Origin of the sequence: Sphingomonas endophytica, assembly GCF_001476895.1 — a bacterium.
GTDB lineage: Bacteria > Pseudomonadota > Alphaproteobacteria > Sphingomonadales > Sphingomonadaceae > Sphingomonas > Sphingomonas endophytica_A.
In genome coordinates, this window is sequence record NZ_LDTB01000011.1 from 1 (window position 1) to 13,468 (window position 13,468).

The window sequence follows — 13,468 nt, forward strand, 5'->3', positions numbered from 1 at the left end:
GCCCCCGCCTCCGCCGCCTCCGCCGCCGGAAGTGGTGTGCTCGCCGGGTCCGTTCATCGTGTTCTTCGAGTGGAACAAGTCGGACGTTACCCCGGAAGCAGCGTCGATCCTCGACAATGCGGTGACCCAGTACCAGAGCTGCAACAACGCGCAGGTCATGCTGGCTGGTTACACCGACACGTCGGGCACGCCGAAGTACAACCTCGGCCTGTCGCAGCGCCGTGCGGACTCGGTGAAGGCCTATCTCGCGTCGAAGGGTATCCCCGATGGCGTGATGACGACCGAAGCGTTCGGCGAGACCCGCCTGCGCGTCGAAACCGCCGATGGTGTGCGCGAAGTGCAGAACCGTCGCGTGGAGATCACCTACGGTCCGGGTTCGGGCCAGTAAGGTCGATCACTTCGGTGACGAAAGAGGGAGGTCGGCGAAAGCCGGCCTCCTTTTTTTATGCGCTGCGCCCGGTGTCGCGGTGTGATCCGGCATTGTTTAATCGCGACCTGGACGTGCACGGCCGCCGGTACTCTGCCACTACGAAGCGCGCCGCCGCGCTGGCCGGTCTTGCTGATCCGAACGGGGCGACGCCTTCGGTCGCGATGGGACAGGCAAGAACGCAGGTCGAAACCCCGCCGCGCCCGAACGGGGTGAGCGTGGCGAGCCACCTATCCGGGCACGATCAGGGGCGCGAGAGCGGCTCCACCGACGCGGTCGCCTCTTCGGGGGCCAGCGCCGCTGCCAGCCAGCCCGGCACCAGCGCGTCGCCGAGCGCGTCGACGCGGCGCGGCGTCACCATCACCGCCAGATCCTCATGCACGGTGCGGCTCCGCGCGTCGCTCGCATCGATCGGGGCGACGACCAGGCGGCGCCTCACCTTGTCGCGATGATGCATCCGCGCGGTATTCTCCTGCCCGACGTAGCAGCCCTTGGTGAAGCTGACCCCGTGCAGTTCGCGCGCGTTCGCCTCCAGCCACAGCGTTTCGCCGGATCCGAGCTCGGCGACACCCTCGGCCACGCCCAGCGACAGCCGGTGGGCGCGCCATTCCGCGGTCGTCGGGCCCGGCGCGGCAAGCCAGCGGGCGCCGAGGTCGGTCAGACGCGGGTCGGGTGCCCCGCGCCGCAGATCGGGGGACCAGTGTACCGCCAGCGCATCCTCGGGCGCGATCGTGATCGCCCGCCGCAGCCGGTACATGGTCAGCCGCCGCGCGATCGCCCCGGCCTGCTCGCGCTCGACGTCGAGCAGCACGTCATCCCCGTCGGCCCAGACGATCATGTCGAACAGCGCCTTGCCCTGCGGCGTCAGCAGGGCCGCCCAGACCGGCAGGGCACCACCGACGTCATTGGTCAGCAGCCCTTGCAGGAAGCCGCGCACATCATCGCCGGAGAGCCGCAGCAGCGCGCGGTCGGCCAGCATCGTCGCCGGGGTGGTATCGTCCATGCCGCCAAGGTAGGGAGGACGCCGACGCGACGAAAGAGCCAGAAAGGGCTGATATGGCGACCTACGACCTCCTGCTCACCGGCGGCACCGTGCACACTCCCGGTGGCCCGGTCGCGGCCGACATCGGCGTCACCGATGGCCGGATCGTGGCGATCGGCGCGCGCGGCGATGCCGGGCGGACGATCGATTGCACCGGGCTGGACATCCTGCCGGGCGTCATCGACACACAAGTGCATTTCCGCGAGCCGGGCCTCGTCCACAAGGAAGACTTGGCGACTGGCAGCGAAGCGGCAGTGATGGGCGGCGTAGTCGCCGTCTTCGAGATGCCGAACACCAAGCCGAACACCGATTCGGCCGAGGCGATCGCCGACAAGCTGGCGCGCGCCGACGGGCGGATGTGGTGCGATCATGCGTTCTACGTCGGCGCGACCAACCACAATGCGCGCGACCTCGCCGAGCTGGAGCGGCTGCCGGGCACGGCGGGCGTCAAGATCTTCATGGGCGCGTCGACCGGCGACCTGCTGGTCAGCGAGGACGCGCGGCTGGCCGAGGTGCTGGCCAGCGGGCAGCGCCGCGTCGCGATCCATGCCGAGGACGAGGACCGGATGAACGCGCGCGAGGGCGAGCGCGTCGCGGGCGATCCGTCCTCGCATCCGGTGTGGCGCGACGACGAGAGCGCCCTGCTGGCGACGACGCGCATCCTGCGGCTGGCGCGCGCGGCGCGGCGGCGCATCCATGTGCTCCACGTCACCACGCCCGCCGAGCTGGAACTGCTGGGCCGGAACAAGGACATCGCCACGTGCGAGGTCACGCCGCAACACCTGACGCTGGCGGGCGAGGACGCCTATCCGCGCATCGGCACGCTGGCGCAGATGAACCCGCCGATCCGGTCGGGCGCGCATCGCGACGGGCTGTGGTACTGGCTGAATCAGGGCGTACCCGACGTCATCGGTTCCGATCATGCGCCGCATACGCTGGAGGAGAAGGCCAAGCCCTATCCGGCCAGCCCGAGCGGGATGCCGGGGGTGCAGACGCTGCTGCCGCTGCTGCTGGACCATGCCGCCAACGGACGGCTGACACTACAGCGCGTCATCGAGCTGACCAGCGCGGGCGCGCAGCGGATTTTCGGGCTGACCGGCAAGGGCCGGATCGCGGCGGGCTATGACGCCGACTTCACGATCGTCGACCTGAAGAAGCGCTGGACGATCGAGGACCGCTGGCTGCGCTCGCGGGCGGGCTGGTCGCCGTTCACCGGCATGGAGCTGACCGGCAAGCCGATCGGGACGATCGTGCGCGGGCATGTCGCGATGTGGGAGGATACGCTCGGCGATGCGCCGCGCGGCGCGCCGATCCGCTTTGAATCGACCGGTTTCCCCGGCCAGTGATCAGGGGGTGAGCGGGTGGTCGCCGCTTAGAACGGCGACCATTTCGACGTTTCGCTGAACTTCATGTAGCCCACGTTGACGCCGGCGCGCCAGCCGACCCCCAGCCGCACCGGGATCAGCACGACATTGCCCTTGCGCAGATAGGTCGCCGCGAATCCGCCGACGAAATACAGGCGACCCTCCGCACCGGGGAAACGCTTGAACAGCTCGTGCGTGTCGTACAGGTTGTAGACGAGCACGAAGACCTTGTTCGCATCGCCGCCGACGTCGAAGCCGACCGACGGCCCGGTCCAGTAGACCGGCCGCTGTCCCTCCACCTTGTGGGTCATGATCCCCGATCCGTAGCGAACGCCCAGAATGAAGGCGCCCGACGCTTCGCGCCCGGCGATATAGGCGTTGGGCTCGCCCTGATCCTTCAGGATCTTTTCGATCAACTGGCCGAAGCCCTCCGCCCCCTTGCCGAACACGCCTTCGCCCGCGGCGATCAGGTCGTCACGCTTGTAGGTGGCGGCGGCGGTGGTCGTCGCGTCGGCGCGCGTTTCCGCGCCGGTCGCGGGCGGCGGCAGCGGATCGGCCTGCGGGGCGGGGGCAGCCGGCTCCTGGGGGCGTGCCGGTGCCGGTGCCGTCGGCGTGCGGACGGACGGCCCCGGGGCGACGTCCGCATCGATCCCGGCATTGGGATCGATCGTGCGCACTTGTGCAGCGGCGCCCAGCGGTCCCGACACGATCGCCGCTGCCAGCATGATTGCCCATATGCCGTGCCGTGCCGTCCGCATCGTTTTCGCCCCTTCAACCGCGTCGGCACGGTATAGCGGTGTCGAGGCTGTCACGGCAATGAACGGGGCGACGATCCGAGTCGTGGACGCGTCGCACGGAACGTCGCGTTGCCAGTTGATCCCGCACGCGACCCCCGCTATAGCCGCGCCTCACGCCGGACCCGGAGACGTGGGTGAGTGGCTGAAACCAACGCTTTGCTAAAGCGTCGTACGGGAAACCGTACCGAGGGTTCGAATCCCTCCGTCTCCGCCAACATCCATTGATTTTATTGATATTTTTTCAAGATCGCACGCCTGTTCCCATAACCGCTCCCCGATAGGTCCGGCACTTGAGGCGAACGCCAACGGCTGGATTCGCTCAATCGGCGCACACCTCAACATTTCTCAACAGGGGCGGGACAATCGTCTGTCATGTCATTCGGGAGGCCTTGCCGGTGCCCGCCATGGAAGCTGGAAACGACTACACACCGAACGCGACAAATCGCGGCCGGAAATGGCTGGTTTGTGCGGGTTTCGAGCGGTGGCAGCTTCTCAGTCAAAAATGACTTGCGACTTGGATTCGACCAAGAGGGCCGTTTAATGAGGGTTTGCGGCAAATCCCTTGCGGGTCACTTTCGGGAATTGTGCTTTCCCATATAAATGCGCGAGGATGGCCCCCGACCGCAGTTGTCGGGAGATATTGGCATGAGTAGCTGGCAGTTCGTCGCGTTGGCGGCATTGATCGCGGTCTATGGTGGAATGGTCCTAGACCGGCTTCCAAAGCCAAAGAAGCATAGGGACTACACCTTCGAGCTTCCCGACGATTACGTCACCTTCCGGATTGAAACGATCCTTGAAGATGAGTTCAAAATTGCATTCATTGACGATTGGGACGTGGGCCGAACCTTTGCTCTGTATGGCTCTATCATCCCCGCCGACGATCAGAAAGCGAGCGCTCCACCGGAGTTTGGAAAGCGGACTGGTGTGAAGATTGGCGCAATGCCCGAATGGTTCCAATCATCGCGGATCGGCGGCATCAGAACGTATGATCGGGGCGGCTGCGAATGCTTCATAGGGCTGCCCTACCAGCTAGCACGCCACGCATTGGAGGAGGTTCGCCGTGATCCAGAACAGCTCGTCACGTTGGGCTACAAGCGAGTGACCGGGAAAGACGGAAAGACGGCATTCCCGATTTACAGCTTTGAACTTACGAAACCTCTGGATTAGCGCACCAGCCGCGCAATCCCCCTCAGGTATCGAGCCGCCGCCATCGCTCTGGCTGATCGCCCGCCGTGTTTTCGGGCGTTGCTATTCCCCTCAGGCGCACCCGGATTCGTGCCCCCGTGCATACGGCACCGCTTCCGCCCCTTGACGGCTGGGGATTGACACTCCGCTCCCGAACGGGTCCGCGCCAAGCAGCGCGGGGCCGATGCCAGCCGTTCCGGTTGCATGGGATTGATCGTCAATTTTTCCATTTCCCTTCCCCCCGGTGTGGACGTTCTCGGCAATGACGGCCTGCCCGCCGCGATTATCGACATGGACATGGCGCACGACTTGTTCCCCGCCGCGACGCATCCGGGCCAGCGTTTCCATTTGCCCCTGAGAGGTGCGCAGCAGCTTTGTGGCGAGGTTGCCAAACATCTGCGCAGTCGGCACCCATTCCGCCGACCCAAGCTGGCTGAGCGCCCGGATTGCCGCGTCATGCGTGACATACATTTGCACCAGCAACAGCGCCTCCGCCTGATCGCGCGGGGCCATGCTTTCGATGAACGACAGCGCAGCGTTGTAGCGATCCGCATTGTCCGCGCCGACCGAGCCAAGGTATTTCAGCAGTTCATTGGCGCGGGCGTTCACCGGGTCCATCGAAACCGCCGCGAACGTCTTTTGCAGCTTGAGCAAGCCGTGCGCCTCACATTTCCCGGCGATGCCGATGGACATTCCACCTTCCGGCTTGCGCGTGAGTGTCACCTTGACCGGCTGGCGTTGCTTTCGCTGCGCAACGGCAATCTCCGCCAGTTCGGTTTGCTGTTCCTTGCTCATCTCATCCCAGCCGGGGATGCTTTTCGCCAGCGTGTCTTTGGCTTCCTCCGCCGTGCCCGATTCTGGCACTGCAATCTCAATCGTATTGCCCTTGGTCGGGTCTTTCGATCCGGTCGCCTTGCTCTGCCGCGCCGGTTTGGTTTTGGTATTCTTCGCCGTCATATCCGCACCTTTGATTTAGGCCCGAAACCTCCACTCACCCGCACCCGCACCACCTGCACTCCCTATAAGGGAAGTGCGGAAGGTGCGGACGGGTTCAGCACGGGTTGCAAGCCGCACATTCCGCACTTTCCGCATCGCACTTTTCAAGGTGCGGAAGATCGTATCTTGATTTAACGGTCTTTCGCGTTGCGAGATCGACAGGTTGAAAACCGGCCACATTGGGTCCGAATAGAGGGGTGTCAGTATGACTGATAGAGACTTCGAAGCCTATGCAAGTCGCGTTCGCCATGATCACTATTTCCATAAAGCAGCTTTGGCACTTGTTGCTTTCTGGGCAGGATCAGTTTTCCATTGGTGGGTCGGGTTTCTTGTCCTCGTCGGTTTGTGGCTGGCGATAGCCGTTACCAACGGCATTATCCTATCAACCACTGGTAACTTGGTAGCAACTCGCTTTAATCGATGGGGTTGGCTGGTTGGCGCTATTGTGGTCATCTTGGTAACGTCAGCTGAGGTTGTTAGGGTCTAGTTGCGAAAGTGGTATACTTCCGAAATGCCCGCGTATTTCTCTAGAGTCCACGGAATTACCGACAACAACGAACGGGCGTTCATCGCCGTTTTTGTCAGGCAGGTTTTCGACCTTGAGCGCACCGTTGCGCTTCCACGTCTTGAGGATCGCCTTGATACGGGCCTTGTCCCTATCGACTGAAAGCCCCGCGACCTGAGCAACTACATGGCCGACCCAATCCTTGGCCTGCGCACTGTCCCGCCACTGCCCAGCCGCAACACGCAATTGCACTTGGTAGAGGTGCCACGTGCTCAGCCCGTGGAACACGTCCGGCTTTTCCCAAAGGCAGGCGACGCCGACATAATCGGCAGGCTCGCTGCCATCGCCGTTATTGAGGCACTGGCTTTCCAGCTTGATCCACGTCGCCGCGTCCGGGGGAGCGCGATTGGCCTTGCCGGTATCGACGCGCACCAGCGAGCGGCGCAACGCGGGATCGGTAATGCCAAGTTCCTCAGCCTCGGCCTGGCTCATGGCATTGAGGGGCAGCACGACGCGGGCAGCATCGCGCAAGGCGACTGCGCCACGCCCATCCTCTGCCGTCACCTCACGCCCACCCAGCTTCTTGGTATGATGCACCAGCACGACCGCGCAGCCGGTTTCCTGAGCAAGCCGCTTCCACCGCTTGGCGATGGCGTCGATTGCCTCATTACTGCTTTCCCGCACGGTATGGCTGGAAACGAACGGGTCCACGATCACGACCGAGATTGCCCGTTCCCGCACCGTCGCCGCGACCTGAGCAAACACGCCCTCGGCTATGGCGAAGCCGTCGCGATCCTCGGTTGCCGTGCAGAGCGGCTGCACCAGCCCGCTATCGACGCAAAGCCGGTTTCGGCAGTCGTCCGGCACTATGCCGTGGAACAGGCAGGCAGCGGACACTTGCCGGTCCAGCTCGTCCTGCGAATCCTCAAGGTTGTAGATCCATGCCGATTGCGGGCCGCGCGGGAGCGGCTTGCCAAGCAGCGGTTGCCCGGATGCGAGCGACAGCGCCAGCGCGGTGCCAATCGTGCTCTTGCCGGTGCCGCCGGGCGCAATGATCGCCGTAACCTCGCCCCTCAGCAGCCAATGGCCAAGCAGCCATTGCCGGGTTGGTAGCGAACGGGGATCGGGCCAGCGATAGGGCGTGGCGCGAATGGCCGTGCCGGTATGCGTGGCACCAGCAATGCGGCTGGCCACGTCGTCCGGGTCCATATCGGCAAAATCGATGGGAGCGGTCGCGTTACGCATGGCCAACACTCCCGGCGTGAGCGATCCGGGCCGCGACTTCGGCAGGCGCAATGTCCGCAAAATCGGTTCCTGAGTCCGCTGAGCGCGTTTCCGGCCCAAGGGGCAGCGGAGTGGCCAAAAGCGCTCCGATGGACTCAGCGGCCCTCTGAGCGACTTCCATCCCGATATTCTCCGATAGGTGACGGTCATCGTCCGCCGCGACGATCAGCGTCCGGCTGGGGAACAGCTTGCGCATGGCGCGGGCGACGGTTTCGAGGTTGCGCGCCGACATGGCCGCGACCACACCGTGCCCGGCCGCACGGTGGACCGCTGCCATGGTGGCGAAGCCTTCCCCGATCACCAGCGGCCCAGCCGATGGCCTGCCATCCTGCATGAACGCGCCGTGCGACCAGAACAGGCCTTCGGTGCGCCCGCCGGACAGGAACAGCTTTCGGCCATCGGGATAGATGCGCTGGACGTTCCACAGGCGAAAGCTGGGATCGACCATCGGGACAAGCAGCGCGTCGCCACTCTGCCGGATACCGAACGCGGGCAGGCCCTTGCGGGCCAGATAGCAATGCGCCGGATCGGCCTTGCCTGCACCGCGCCACAGATCGCAGGCAGCGCAAGCCGCCGCTTCCTGCTTGGCCTCGGTCTCCGCCTTGCGCCGGGCCTCGCTTTCACGGGCCTGAACCATGATCGCGCGCCTCTCGGCTGGTGACAGCGAACGGGGATCGCTCCCCGCACGCCATATTGTCCGCACGCCCAGCCGGTAGTGCCGAAACACGCCAGCGGGCACGCCATCAAGGTGCAGCCATGCCCAGCCGTTGCGCCGTCCGGGCTTGTCGCCATCGGCGCGAAAGCGCACAGGATCACCGGCAGCGAGCTTGTCGGCAATCGGTTCCACGGGGCGGATACCAGCCGCCCCCATGGCATCGAGAAAATCCGAAACAGGATCGGTCACAATGCAGCCCTCCCTTTATCGGTAAGGCGCAACACCGCCGCGCCCTTGCCGGAAGGATTGCGGCGACGCGCGCCGGTCGGTTCCACAAGGCCCATGGCCCGCAGTTCGGAGAATCGCGGCTGCAGGCTTTCGCGGGCGACCTCGGCAAAGGCGACGGCTTCAAGCACCGTCGCCTCGCCCAGCCGATCCAGCGAGCGCATGGCGACGCGGCGAAGGTAGGAAACGCATGGCTTGATGGCCTCGGCAGCGTCCTGGCTGGTGCCGTCCGGGCCTTTCGCGCCGGGAATTTCGGGATAGCGATCAGACATGCTCGCCTCCCTCAGCCAGTGCGGGAAGGCCATGCCGGGAAAGTAGGATGCGCAGCCAGTTTGCCTGCTTGTCGCTGAGCGGGGCAGTGCGGAAGGCAAGGCCACCGCAGAATTGCCCTTCCTTTTCGGACAGGGATTCGACGGCCAGCAAGGCGCGTGCCGCAGCGGGGAAGCTGGGGAAGGTATCAGCCATGATAGGCACCTCCCCCGAATGCGAGCGCGGCGACCATCGCGGCCAGTTCGGGCCTGACGTGGTGCGCTGCGATCAGGAATTGCGCCTGAATGGCGAGAGGGGTAGAGAGAGGGAGCGACAGGCCTGCAAAGCTATCCCGCGAAGCCCCGGTGCCAGCCGGGGTTTTGCTTTTCCGGGGCATGGCTCAAGCCTCCCCCGCGATGAGCGCGTGCAGCGCCTCGGCTGGAATGATCGTCCTGCCACCGACGCGAACAGCGCGAAGGCGACCAGCGGAAATGTGATTGTAGAGCGTGGTCCTACCTAGGCTGGACGCCCGGCAGGCTTCCCGAATGCTGTAACCGATCTTCGGGGGATCGTGCTTGATGGACTGCATGGTTTCGGTCCCATTTGGCCCGCGCGGGTATGCGCCGGACTTCATGGGACGGGGGTCAGCTATCCTCGGTCGGAGAAACACGGGGGGTTTTCAAGATTCCACCTTCACCCGCGCCGAACGGCATTTTTTGATCGTTGAAAAATCGGACCATGATCGGGAATGCGTTGTCAGCGCCAAACATTTCCGCCGTTCTGACAAACCATCCATAGACCATTGTTGCGTGGCTTGCTGCCGGATGATCTTTCGCCTCTTGGCTGACTAGCTCTCGCGCGGTTTCAAGTTGTGCCCGTGTGACAGTTCCAAACCATCGGCCTTTCATCTTGCGCGCAGCCGCCGAGAGTTTGTCGGATTGCGTCATATCATCGCCGGGATGAGTGCGAAGCCAGCCCTCAGCCAGTGCAGCGAGAATCCCGGTGCGCTCGTGGTCGGCAAGTGTGGCCTTGGGCCTCCCGCCCCTTGCCCGCTGAGCAAACATCAGATCGAGTGAATTGTTCTCACGTTCCGCCAATGCGGCAATGGGCCGCATCAATGGTGCAAGTGTCGCGTTGGCGAACCCCTGCGCTTTCAAAAAATCTGCGACCGCAAGCAATGCATGTGCGACTGCATCACGTTGGTCCTGCAACTTATCGCTCTCGTATAGCTGAGCATCGTCTGTTAGCTGAGCGTGCAATCTGTCCAATGCTGCAACACGGCCACCAGCCGGACGCTGGCGAGCATATCCATCTTGCCGAGCTTGTCGCGATGCCTCGGCATGTTCAGCCTCGGTTGGCATCCGATATGGTGGCTTCTGACCCATGCCGCCTCCCAAGCGGTTCCCAAAAGTAGGAGGGGAAGCACGTGGGAAGCGTGCTTGTCGGATGGCCGTCCTATCCCCGCCAAATTAAATAGTGGCCGGATATTCATTTTATCAGGGGGCAGCGGGAGCTATCCCCAGCCGCTCAATATCCATCCTCATATTCGCCCGGATCGCTGATCGGACAACCCGCGCCACGGTCGCGCATCGCCGGGCCTGTCCAGCAATCCTCATCATATTGCCCGGCTGGATCGTCGTCCTCGGCATCCTCATGCGCTTGCGTGATATTTGGGCCGCGCTTCTGGCTCCCGCGCATGGTGTGCCACTCAATCCAAGCATTCTCCCCGGCGTCGGCAATGTCGCATCCTGGCTCATCGCTGGGCACCGGACGGCCCAAGTCAGTGCAGCGCGAAACTTCATCCTCGCTGCATTCGCCCTCCCGGTCGGGATCACCGTCCAGCACGTCGAGCAAGTCAATTGCCACCGTGACAAATACCGCCAGCTTGCCGCGATCATACCGCGACAGGATACGCGCCACGGCTGGCATGGGCGGTATCGCGCCCGGCAGGGTGACGGGCTGGGCCTCTCGGCCTATGGGGTTGCTAGCCATATTCTCGACTCCTTGCAGTCGGGTTGTGGTTAGGGCCAGCGGGGGAGCTACTACCTTCCCCGGCTGGCCCGCTTCCATCGGGCCGAATGCCCGGTGAAACTCTATCCGGCCTCAGCCTTACGGATGGGCGTCACGTTGGCACCAGTCGCCGGGATCGTGGCGCAATAGGTAGCCCAATCGTCCATGAGCCGCCGCCGCTTGTCGAACAGGTCGCCGCGCCGATAGGCCCGCTCCACCTTGTTCTCGATGGTGTGCGCCAAGGCCATTTCCGCGACCTCATGGGCATAGCCGGTGCATTCAGCAGACCAGTCGCGGAAGCCCGAACGGAAGCCGTGCACGGTCACGTCAACTTTCATTCGGCGCAGCAGCATTGTCATGGCCATGCCGGACATTTTTCCGCCCTTGGTTGCCGGGAAAAGCCATTCCTTGCGCAGCCCTTGCGTGGACTTCAAAATCTCCACCGCGCGCGGCGACAGGGGCACGCGATGCTCCTTGCCCGCCTTCATGCGGCTGGCCGGGATGGTCCAGATTGCCTTGTCCAAATCGACCTCATCCCACTTCGCGCCGATCACTTCCCCGGTGCGGGCAGCGGTCAGGATTGTAAATTCCAGCGCCAGCGCCGCGACGGCCTCCCGCTTTTGCAGCGCGCCGACGAATGCCGGGATCGCTTCATAGGGCATGGCTTTGTGGTGGCCGCGCGTGAGCCGGGAGCGGGCAGGCAGGATTTGCGCGATATGGCCCCGCCACCGGGCCGGGTTTTCGCCCTCCCGGTATCCACGCGCCTTGGCGGCATCGAGGATCGTTTCCATGCGTCCCCGCACGCGGCTGGCAGTCTCGGCCTTGGCCTTCCAGATCGGCTCAAGAATTTTCAGGACGTGGGCAGTCCCGACCTCGGCAACGGGCAACTCCCCGATCACCGGATAGACATAGGTGGCCAGCGTGTTCTTCCATTGCTGGCGATGCTTGTCATTGCGCCAGCTTCCCTCATTCGCGCCGATGTAGGTTTCCGCCACCGCCTTGAACGTCATTCCGGCGACTTGTGCAGCCTGAGCGGCAGCAAGGGCCTCAGCGGCCTCCCGCTGGCGTTCCTCAAGGGGATCAACCCCCGCCTTGACCTTGAGGCGCAGCGCGTCGCGCGCATCGCGGGCTTGCGACAGGGAAATGCCGTCCGGTCCAGCCGGGCCAAGTCCAATGTCCCGCGACTTGCCGTTGAGCATGAAGCGATAGACCCATGACCGGGCACCGCTTTCCTTCACCAGCAAATGCAACCCGCCACCATCGGCATGGCGACCGGGCTTTGCATTCTTCACCGCCAAGGGCGTGAGAACGTTGCTGAGCTTCTTGGGCATTATGGCTCCCTGTCAGGGAACCGAACCTGCCCCTAGATCGCCCCAATGGCGTCGCGGCACCGCGTTCCCAAAACTGTTCCCCGATAATAGCGCGGTTTTATGGGAACGCAACGGGACGCATTCGGACAAGCGGACGGGAAGTCCCCACCAAATCCGCCTATTTTAGCCGTTATCGTGGAGGTATCCGGATGCAGCTGGACGATAGTTAGGCGGACTCCGTCTCCGCCACCGACGCTTCCTATGCGCGTCCGAAAATGCCTTAGGCGTGCTGCCGGCGAGGACACGTGAGAACGGTTGCGAGTATAAGCTCGCGTCCGGTCGGCGGCGTGTTGCTTCTGTTGAGGGGTCGCGCGGAAATGTGCGCGAGATGGTGGAATGTCGCCGGCGCGGCGAACCCGTCCTCATGTACGGATACCGCCCGTGAGGAGAGCCTGACGCCTTTACAGAACGCGACGTGCCCACGATCGCAACGGTTCACCGCGGCCGGCGACGAACGGCCGCGCGAATCGCTCAGGCCCGCCCGTCACCTGCCTCCCGTTGTCGGGCGGCCCTCTCGGTAAGCGTCTTCAACGTCTCGTCGAAGCGGCCTTCGCGTTCAGCCTGACGCAGGAACTGCACCTCATCCACCAGGATTTCCGAAGGCGTCGGATCCTGGCCGAGCTGCACCGCGACCGCATCGGCGAATGCATCGATCGGCATATAGCCCGGCCGGTCGGCCTGCCCGGGGGTCAGGCCGGTGCGTACACCCGGCGGTACCAGCTCCAGCACCTCGACCTGCCCCTGCAACTGGGTTCGCAGCGACACCGTGTAGGAATGAATCGCGGCCTTGCTCGCCGAATAGGTGGGTGCGGCCACCAGCGGCACATAGGCCAAACCCGAAGTGACCATCACGATCGCGGCGTTCGGCTGACCTTTTAGATGGTCGACAAGCGCATTCGTCAGGCGGATCGGTCCGAGAACGTTGATCGCCAGCGTCGCCTCTGCATCGGTCAGGTCGCGATGGCTCGTCAGATCCTCGAACTTCATGATGCCGGCGTTATTGAACACGACGTTCAGCGCCGGAAAATCGGCAATCACGCGTCGGGCGAACGCATCGACCGACGCGGCGTCCGCGACGTCGAGAACCATGGTGTGGAGGCGATCACGCCCCACCGCCGCCCGGCGCAACGCCTCTTCCCGCCGCCCGGCGAGGATGACGGTGTCGCCGCGATCATGGAAGCGATGCGCCAGCGCCTCGCCGATACCGCTGCCGCCGCCGGTCATCAGGATGGTGTTGCCGCTCGTCTTCATCGGTGGAGGCTCCGCATCGGGACCAGCCGTCGCGTCTCAACGATCGCC

15 protein-coding genes and 1 tRNA gene are annotated in these 13,468 nt (G+C 64.1%); 4 read left to right on the forward strand and 12 right to left on the reverse strand.

The window, feature by feature from the left end:
* Positions 1–388: OmpA family protein (locus NS334_RS05185; RefSeq protein WP_153002598.1), on the forward strand; the 388-nt coding region annotated here is incomplete at its 5' end.
* A 283-nt stretch (positions 389–671) separates the two neighbouring features.
* Here the strand turns inward: NS334_RS05185 and NS334_RS05190 are convergent.
* Entirely contained in the window at positions 672–1,430 is a 759-nt protein-coding gene (locus NS334_RS05190; RefSeq protein WP_058754914.1) for a YgfZ/GcvT domain-containing protein, read from the reverse strand.
* A 53-nt stretch (positions 1,431–1,483) separates the two neighbouring features.
* Between NS334_RS05190 and NS334_RS05195 the strand changes: the two genes are divergently transcribed.
* The gene (locus NS334_RS05195; protein ID WP_058754915.1) at positions 1,484–2,815 is read left to right on the forward strand and encodes a dihydroorotase; all 1,332 of its coding nucleotides are present in this window, start codon (positions 1,484–1,486) and stop codon (positions 2,813–2,815) included.
* A gap of 26 nt (positions 2,816–2,841) precedes the next feature.
* Here NS334_RS05195 and NS334_RS05200 read toward each other — a convergent pair whose 3' ends face one another.
* On the reverse strand, positions 2,842–3,558 hold the full coding sequence (locus NS334_RS05200) for a DUF1134 domain-containing protein (RefSeq protein WP_241491814.1): 717 nt from the start codon (positions 3,556–3,558) through the stop codon (positions 2,842–2,844).
* A 196-nt stretch (positions 3,559–3,754) separates the two neighbouring features.
* Between NS334_RS05200 and NS334_RS05205 the strand changes: the two genes are divergently transcribed.
* Positions 3,755–3,844: transfer RNA gene (locus tag NS334_RS05205), tRNA-Ser, on the forward strand.
* Positions 3,845–4,275: 431 nt separating this feature from the next.
* The gene (locus tag NS334_RS05210) at positions 4,276–4,797 is read left to right on the forward strand and encodes a hypothetical protein (protein WP_058754917.1); all 522 of its coding nucleotides are present in this window, start codon (positions 4,276–4,278) and stop codon (positions 4,795–4,797) included.
* Here NS334_RS05210 and NS334_RS19400 read toward each other — a convergent pair.
* The 10 genes from NS334_RS19400 to NS334_RS05245 form a co-directional block, all read right to left on the reverse strand.
* Entirely contained in the window at positions 4,794–5,369 is a 576-nt protein-coding gene (locus tag NS334_RS19400; protein WP_428835038.1) for an HGGxSTG domain-containing protein, read from the reverse strand. The two genes, NS334_RS05210 and NS334_RS19400, sit on opposite strands and share 4 nt — an antisense overlap.
* 905 nt (positions 5,370–6,274) lie before the next feature.
* Positions 6,275–7,561: an AAA family ATPase gene (locus NS334_RS05220; protein ID WP_058754919.1), complete on the reverse strand. Its 1,287-nt coding sequence runs from the start codon at positions 7,559–7,561 to the stop codon at positions 6,275–6,277.
* Positions 7,554–8,504, reverse strand: coding sequence for a toprim domain-containing protein (locus NS334_RS05225; RefSeq protein WP_153002599.1), 951 nt, complete (start codon positions 8,502–8,504; stop codon positions 7,554–7,556). Before NS334_RS05225 ends, NS334_RS05220 begins: the two co-directional genes overlap by 8 nt.
* On the reverse strand, positions 8,501–8,812 hold the full coding sequence (locus NS334_RS05230; protein WP_058754973.1) for a hypothetical protein: 312 nt from the start codon (positions 8,810–8,812) through the stop codon (positions 8,501–8,503). The genes NS334_RS05225 and NS334_RS05230 overlap by 4 nt, the downstream gene beginning before the upstream one ends.
* Entirely contained in the window at positions 8,805–9,005 is a 201-nt protein-coding gene (locus NS334_RS17600) for a hypothetical protein (protein ID WP_083500263.1), read from the reverse strand. The genes NS334_RS05230 and NS334_RS17600 overlap by 8 nt, the downstream gene beginning before the upstream one ends.
* Positions 9,006–9,189: 184 nt before the next feature.
* A complete protein-coding gene (locus tag NS334_RS19405; protein WP_083500264.1) occupies positions 9,190–9,423 on the reverse strand; it encodes a helix-turn-helix domain-containing protein in 234 nt (77 codons plus the stop codon).
* A 10-nt stretch (positions 9,424–9,433) separates the two neighbouring features.
* Complete coding sequence (locus tag NS334_RS18115) at positions 9,434–10,000, reverse strand: hypothetical protein (protein WP_153002601.1); 567 nt, start codon at positions 9,998–10,000, stop codon at positions 9,434–9,436.
* Between the two features lie 316 nt (positions 10,001–10,316).
* Positions 10,317–10,781: a hypothetical protein gene (locus NS334_RS05235; RefSeq protein ID WP_153002602.1), complete on the reverse strand. Its 465-nt coding sequence runs from the start codon at positions 10,779–10,781 to the stop codon at positions 10,317–10,319.
* 101 nt (positions 10,782–10,882) lie between these two features.
* Positions 10,883–12,130, reverse strand: coding sequence for a tyrosine-type recombinase/integrase (locus NS334_RS05240; protein WP_058754922.1), 1,248 nt, complete (start codon positions 12,128–12,130; stop codon positions 10,883–10,885).
* 510 nt (positions 12,131–12,640) lie between these two features.
* Positions 12,641–13,420 (reverse strand): SDR family oxidoreductase, encoded by a 780-nt coding sequence (locus tag NS334_RS05245; RefSeq protein ID WP_058754923.1) that lies wholly within the window; start codon positions 13,418–13,420, stop codon positions 12,641–12,643.
* Positions 13,421–13,468 lie beyond the last annotated feature (48 nt).

Coding starts and splice junctions, on each gene's coding strand:
- NS334_RS05190 (WP_058754914.1), bottom strand. CDS start 1,430: ATGGACGATACCACCCCGGCGACGATGCTGGCCGACCGCGCGCTGCTG.
- NS334_RS05195 (WP_058754915.1), top strand. CDS start 1,484: ATGGCGACCTACGACCTCCTGCTCACCGGCGGCACCGTGCACACTCCC.
- NS334_RS05200 (WP_241491814.1), bottom strand. CDS start 3,558: ATGCTGGCAGCGGCGATCGTGTCGGGACCGCTGGGCGCCGCTGCACAA.
- NS334_RS05210 (WP_058754917.1), top strand. CDS start 4,276: ATGAGTAGCTGGCAGTTCGTCGCGTTGGCGGCATTGATCGCGGTCTAT.
- NS334_RS19400 (WP_428835038.1), bottom strand. CDS start 5,369: ATGCGGATCGCTACAACGCTGCGCTGTCGTTCATCGAAAGCATGGCCC.
- NS334_RS05220 (WP_058754919.1), bottom strand. CDS start 7,561: ATGCGTAACGCGACCGCTCCCATCGATTTTGCCGATATGGACCCGGAC.
- NS334_RS05230 (WP_058754973.1), bottom strand. CDS start 8,812: ATGTCTGATCGCTATCCCGAAATTCCCGGCGCGAAAGGCCCGGACGGC.
- NS334_RS17600 (WP_083500263.1), bottom strand. CDS start 9,005: ATGGCTGATACCTTCCCCAGCTTCCCCGCTGCGGCACGCGCCTTGCTG.
- NS334_RS19405 (WP_083500264.1), bottom strand. CDS start 9,423: ATGAAGTCCGGCGCATACCCGCGCGGGCCAAATGGGACCGAAACCATG.
- NS334_RS05235 (WP_153002602.1), bottom strand. CDS start 10,781: ATGGCTAGCAACCCCATAGGCCGAGAGGCCCAGCCCGTCACCCTGCCG.
- NS334_RS05240 (WP_058754922.1), bottom strand. CDS start 12,130: ATGCCCAAGAAGCTCAGCAACGTTCTCACGCCCTTGGCGGTGAAGAAT.
- NS334_RS05245 (WP_058754923.1), bottom strand. CDS start 13,420: ATGAAGACGAGCGGCAACACCATCCTGATGACCGGCGGCGGCAGCGGT.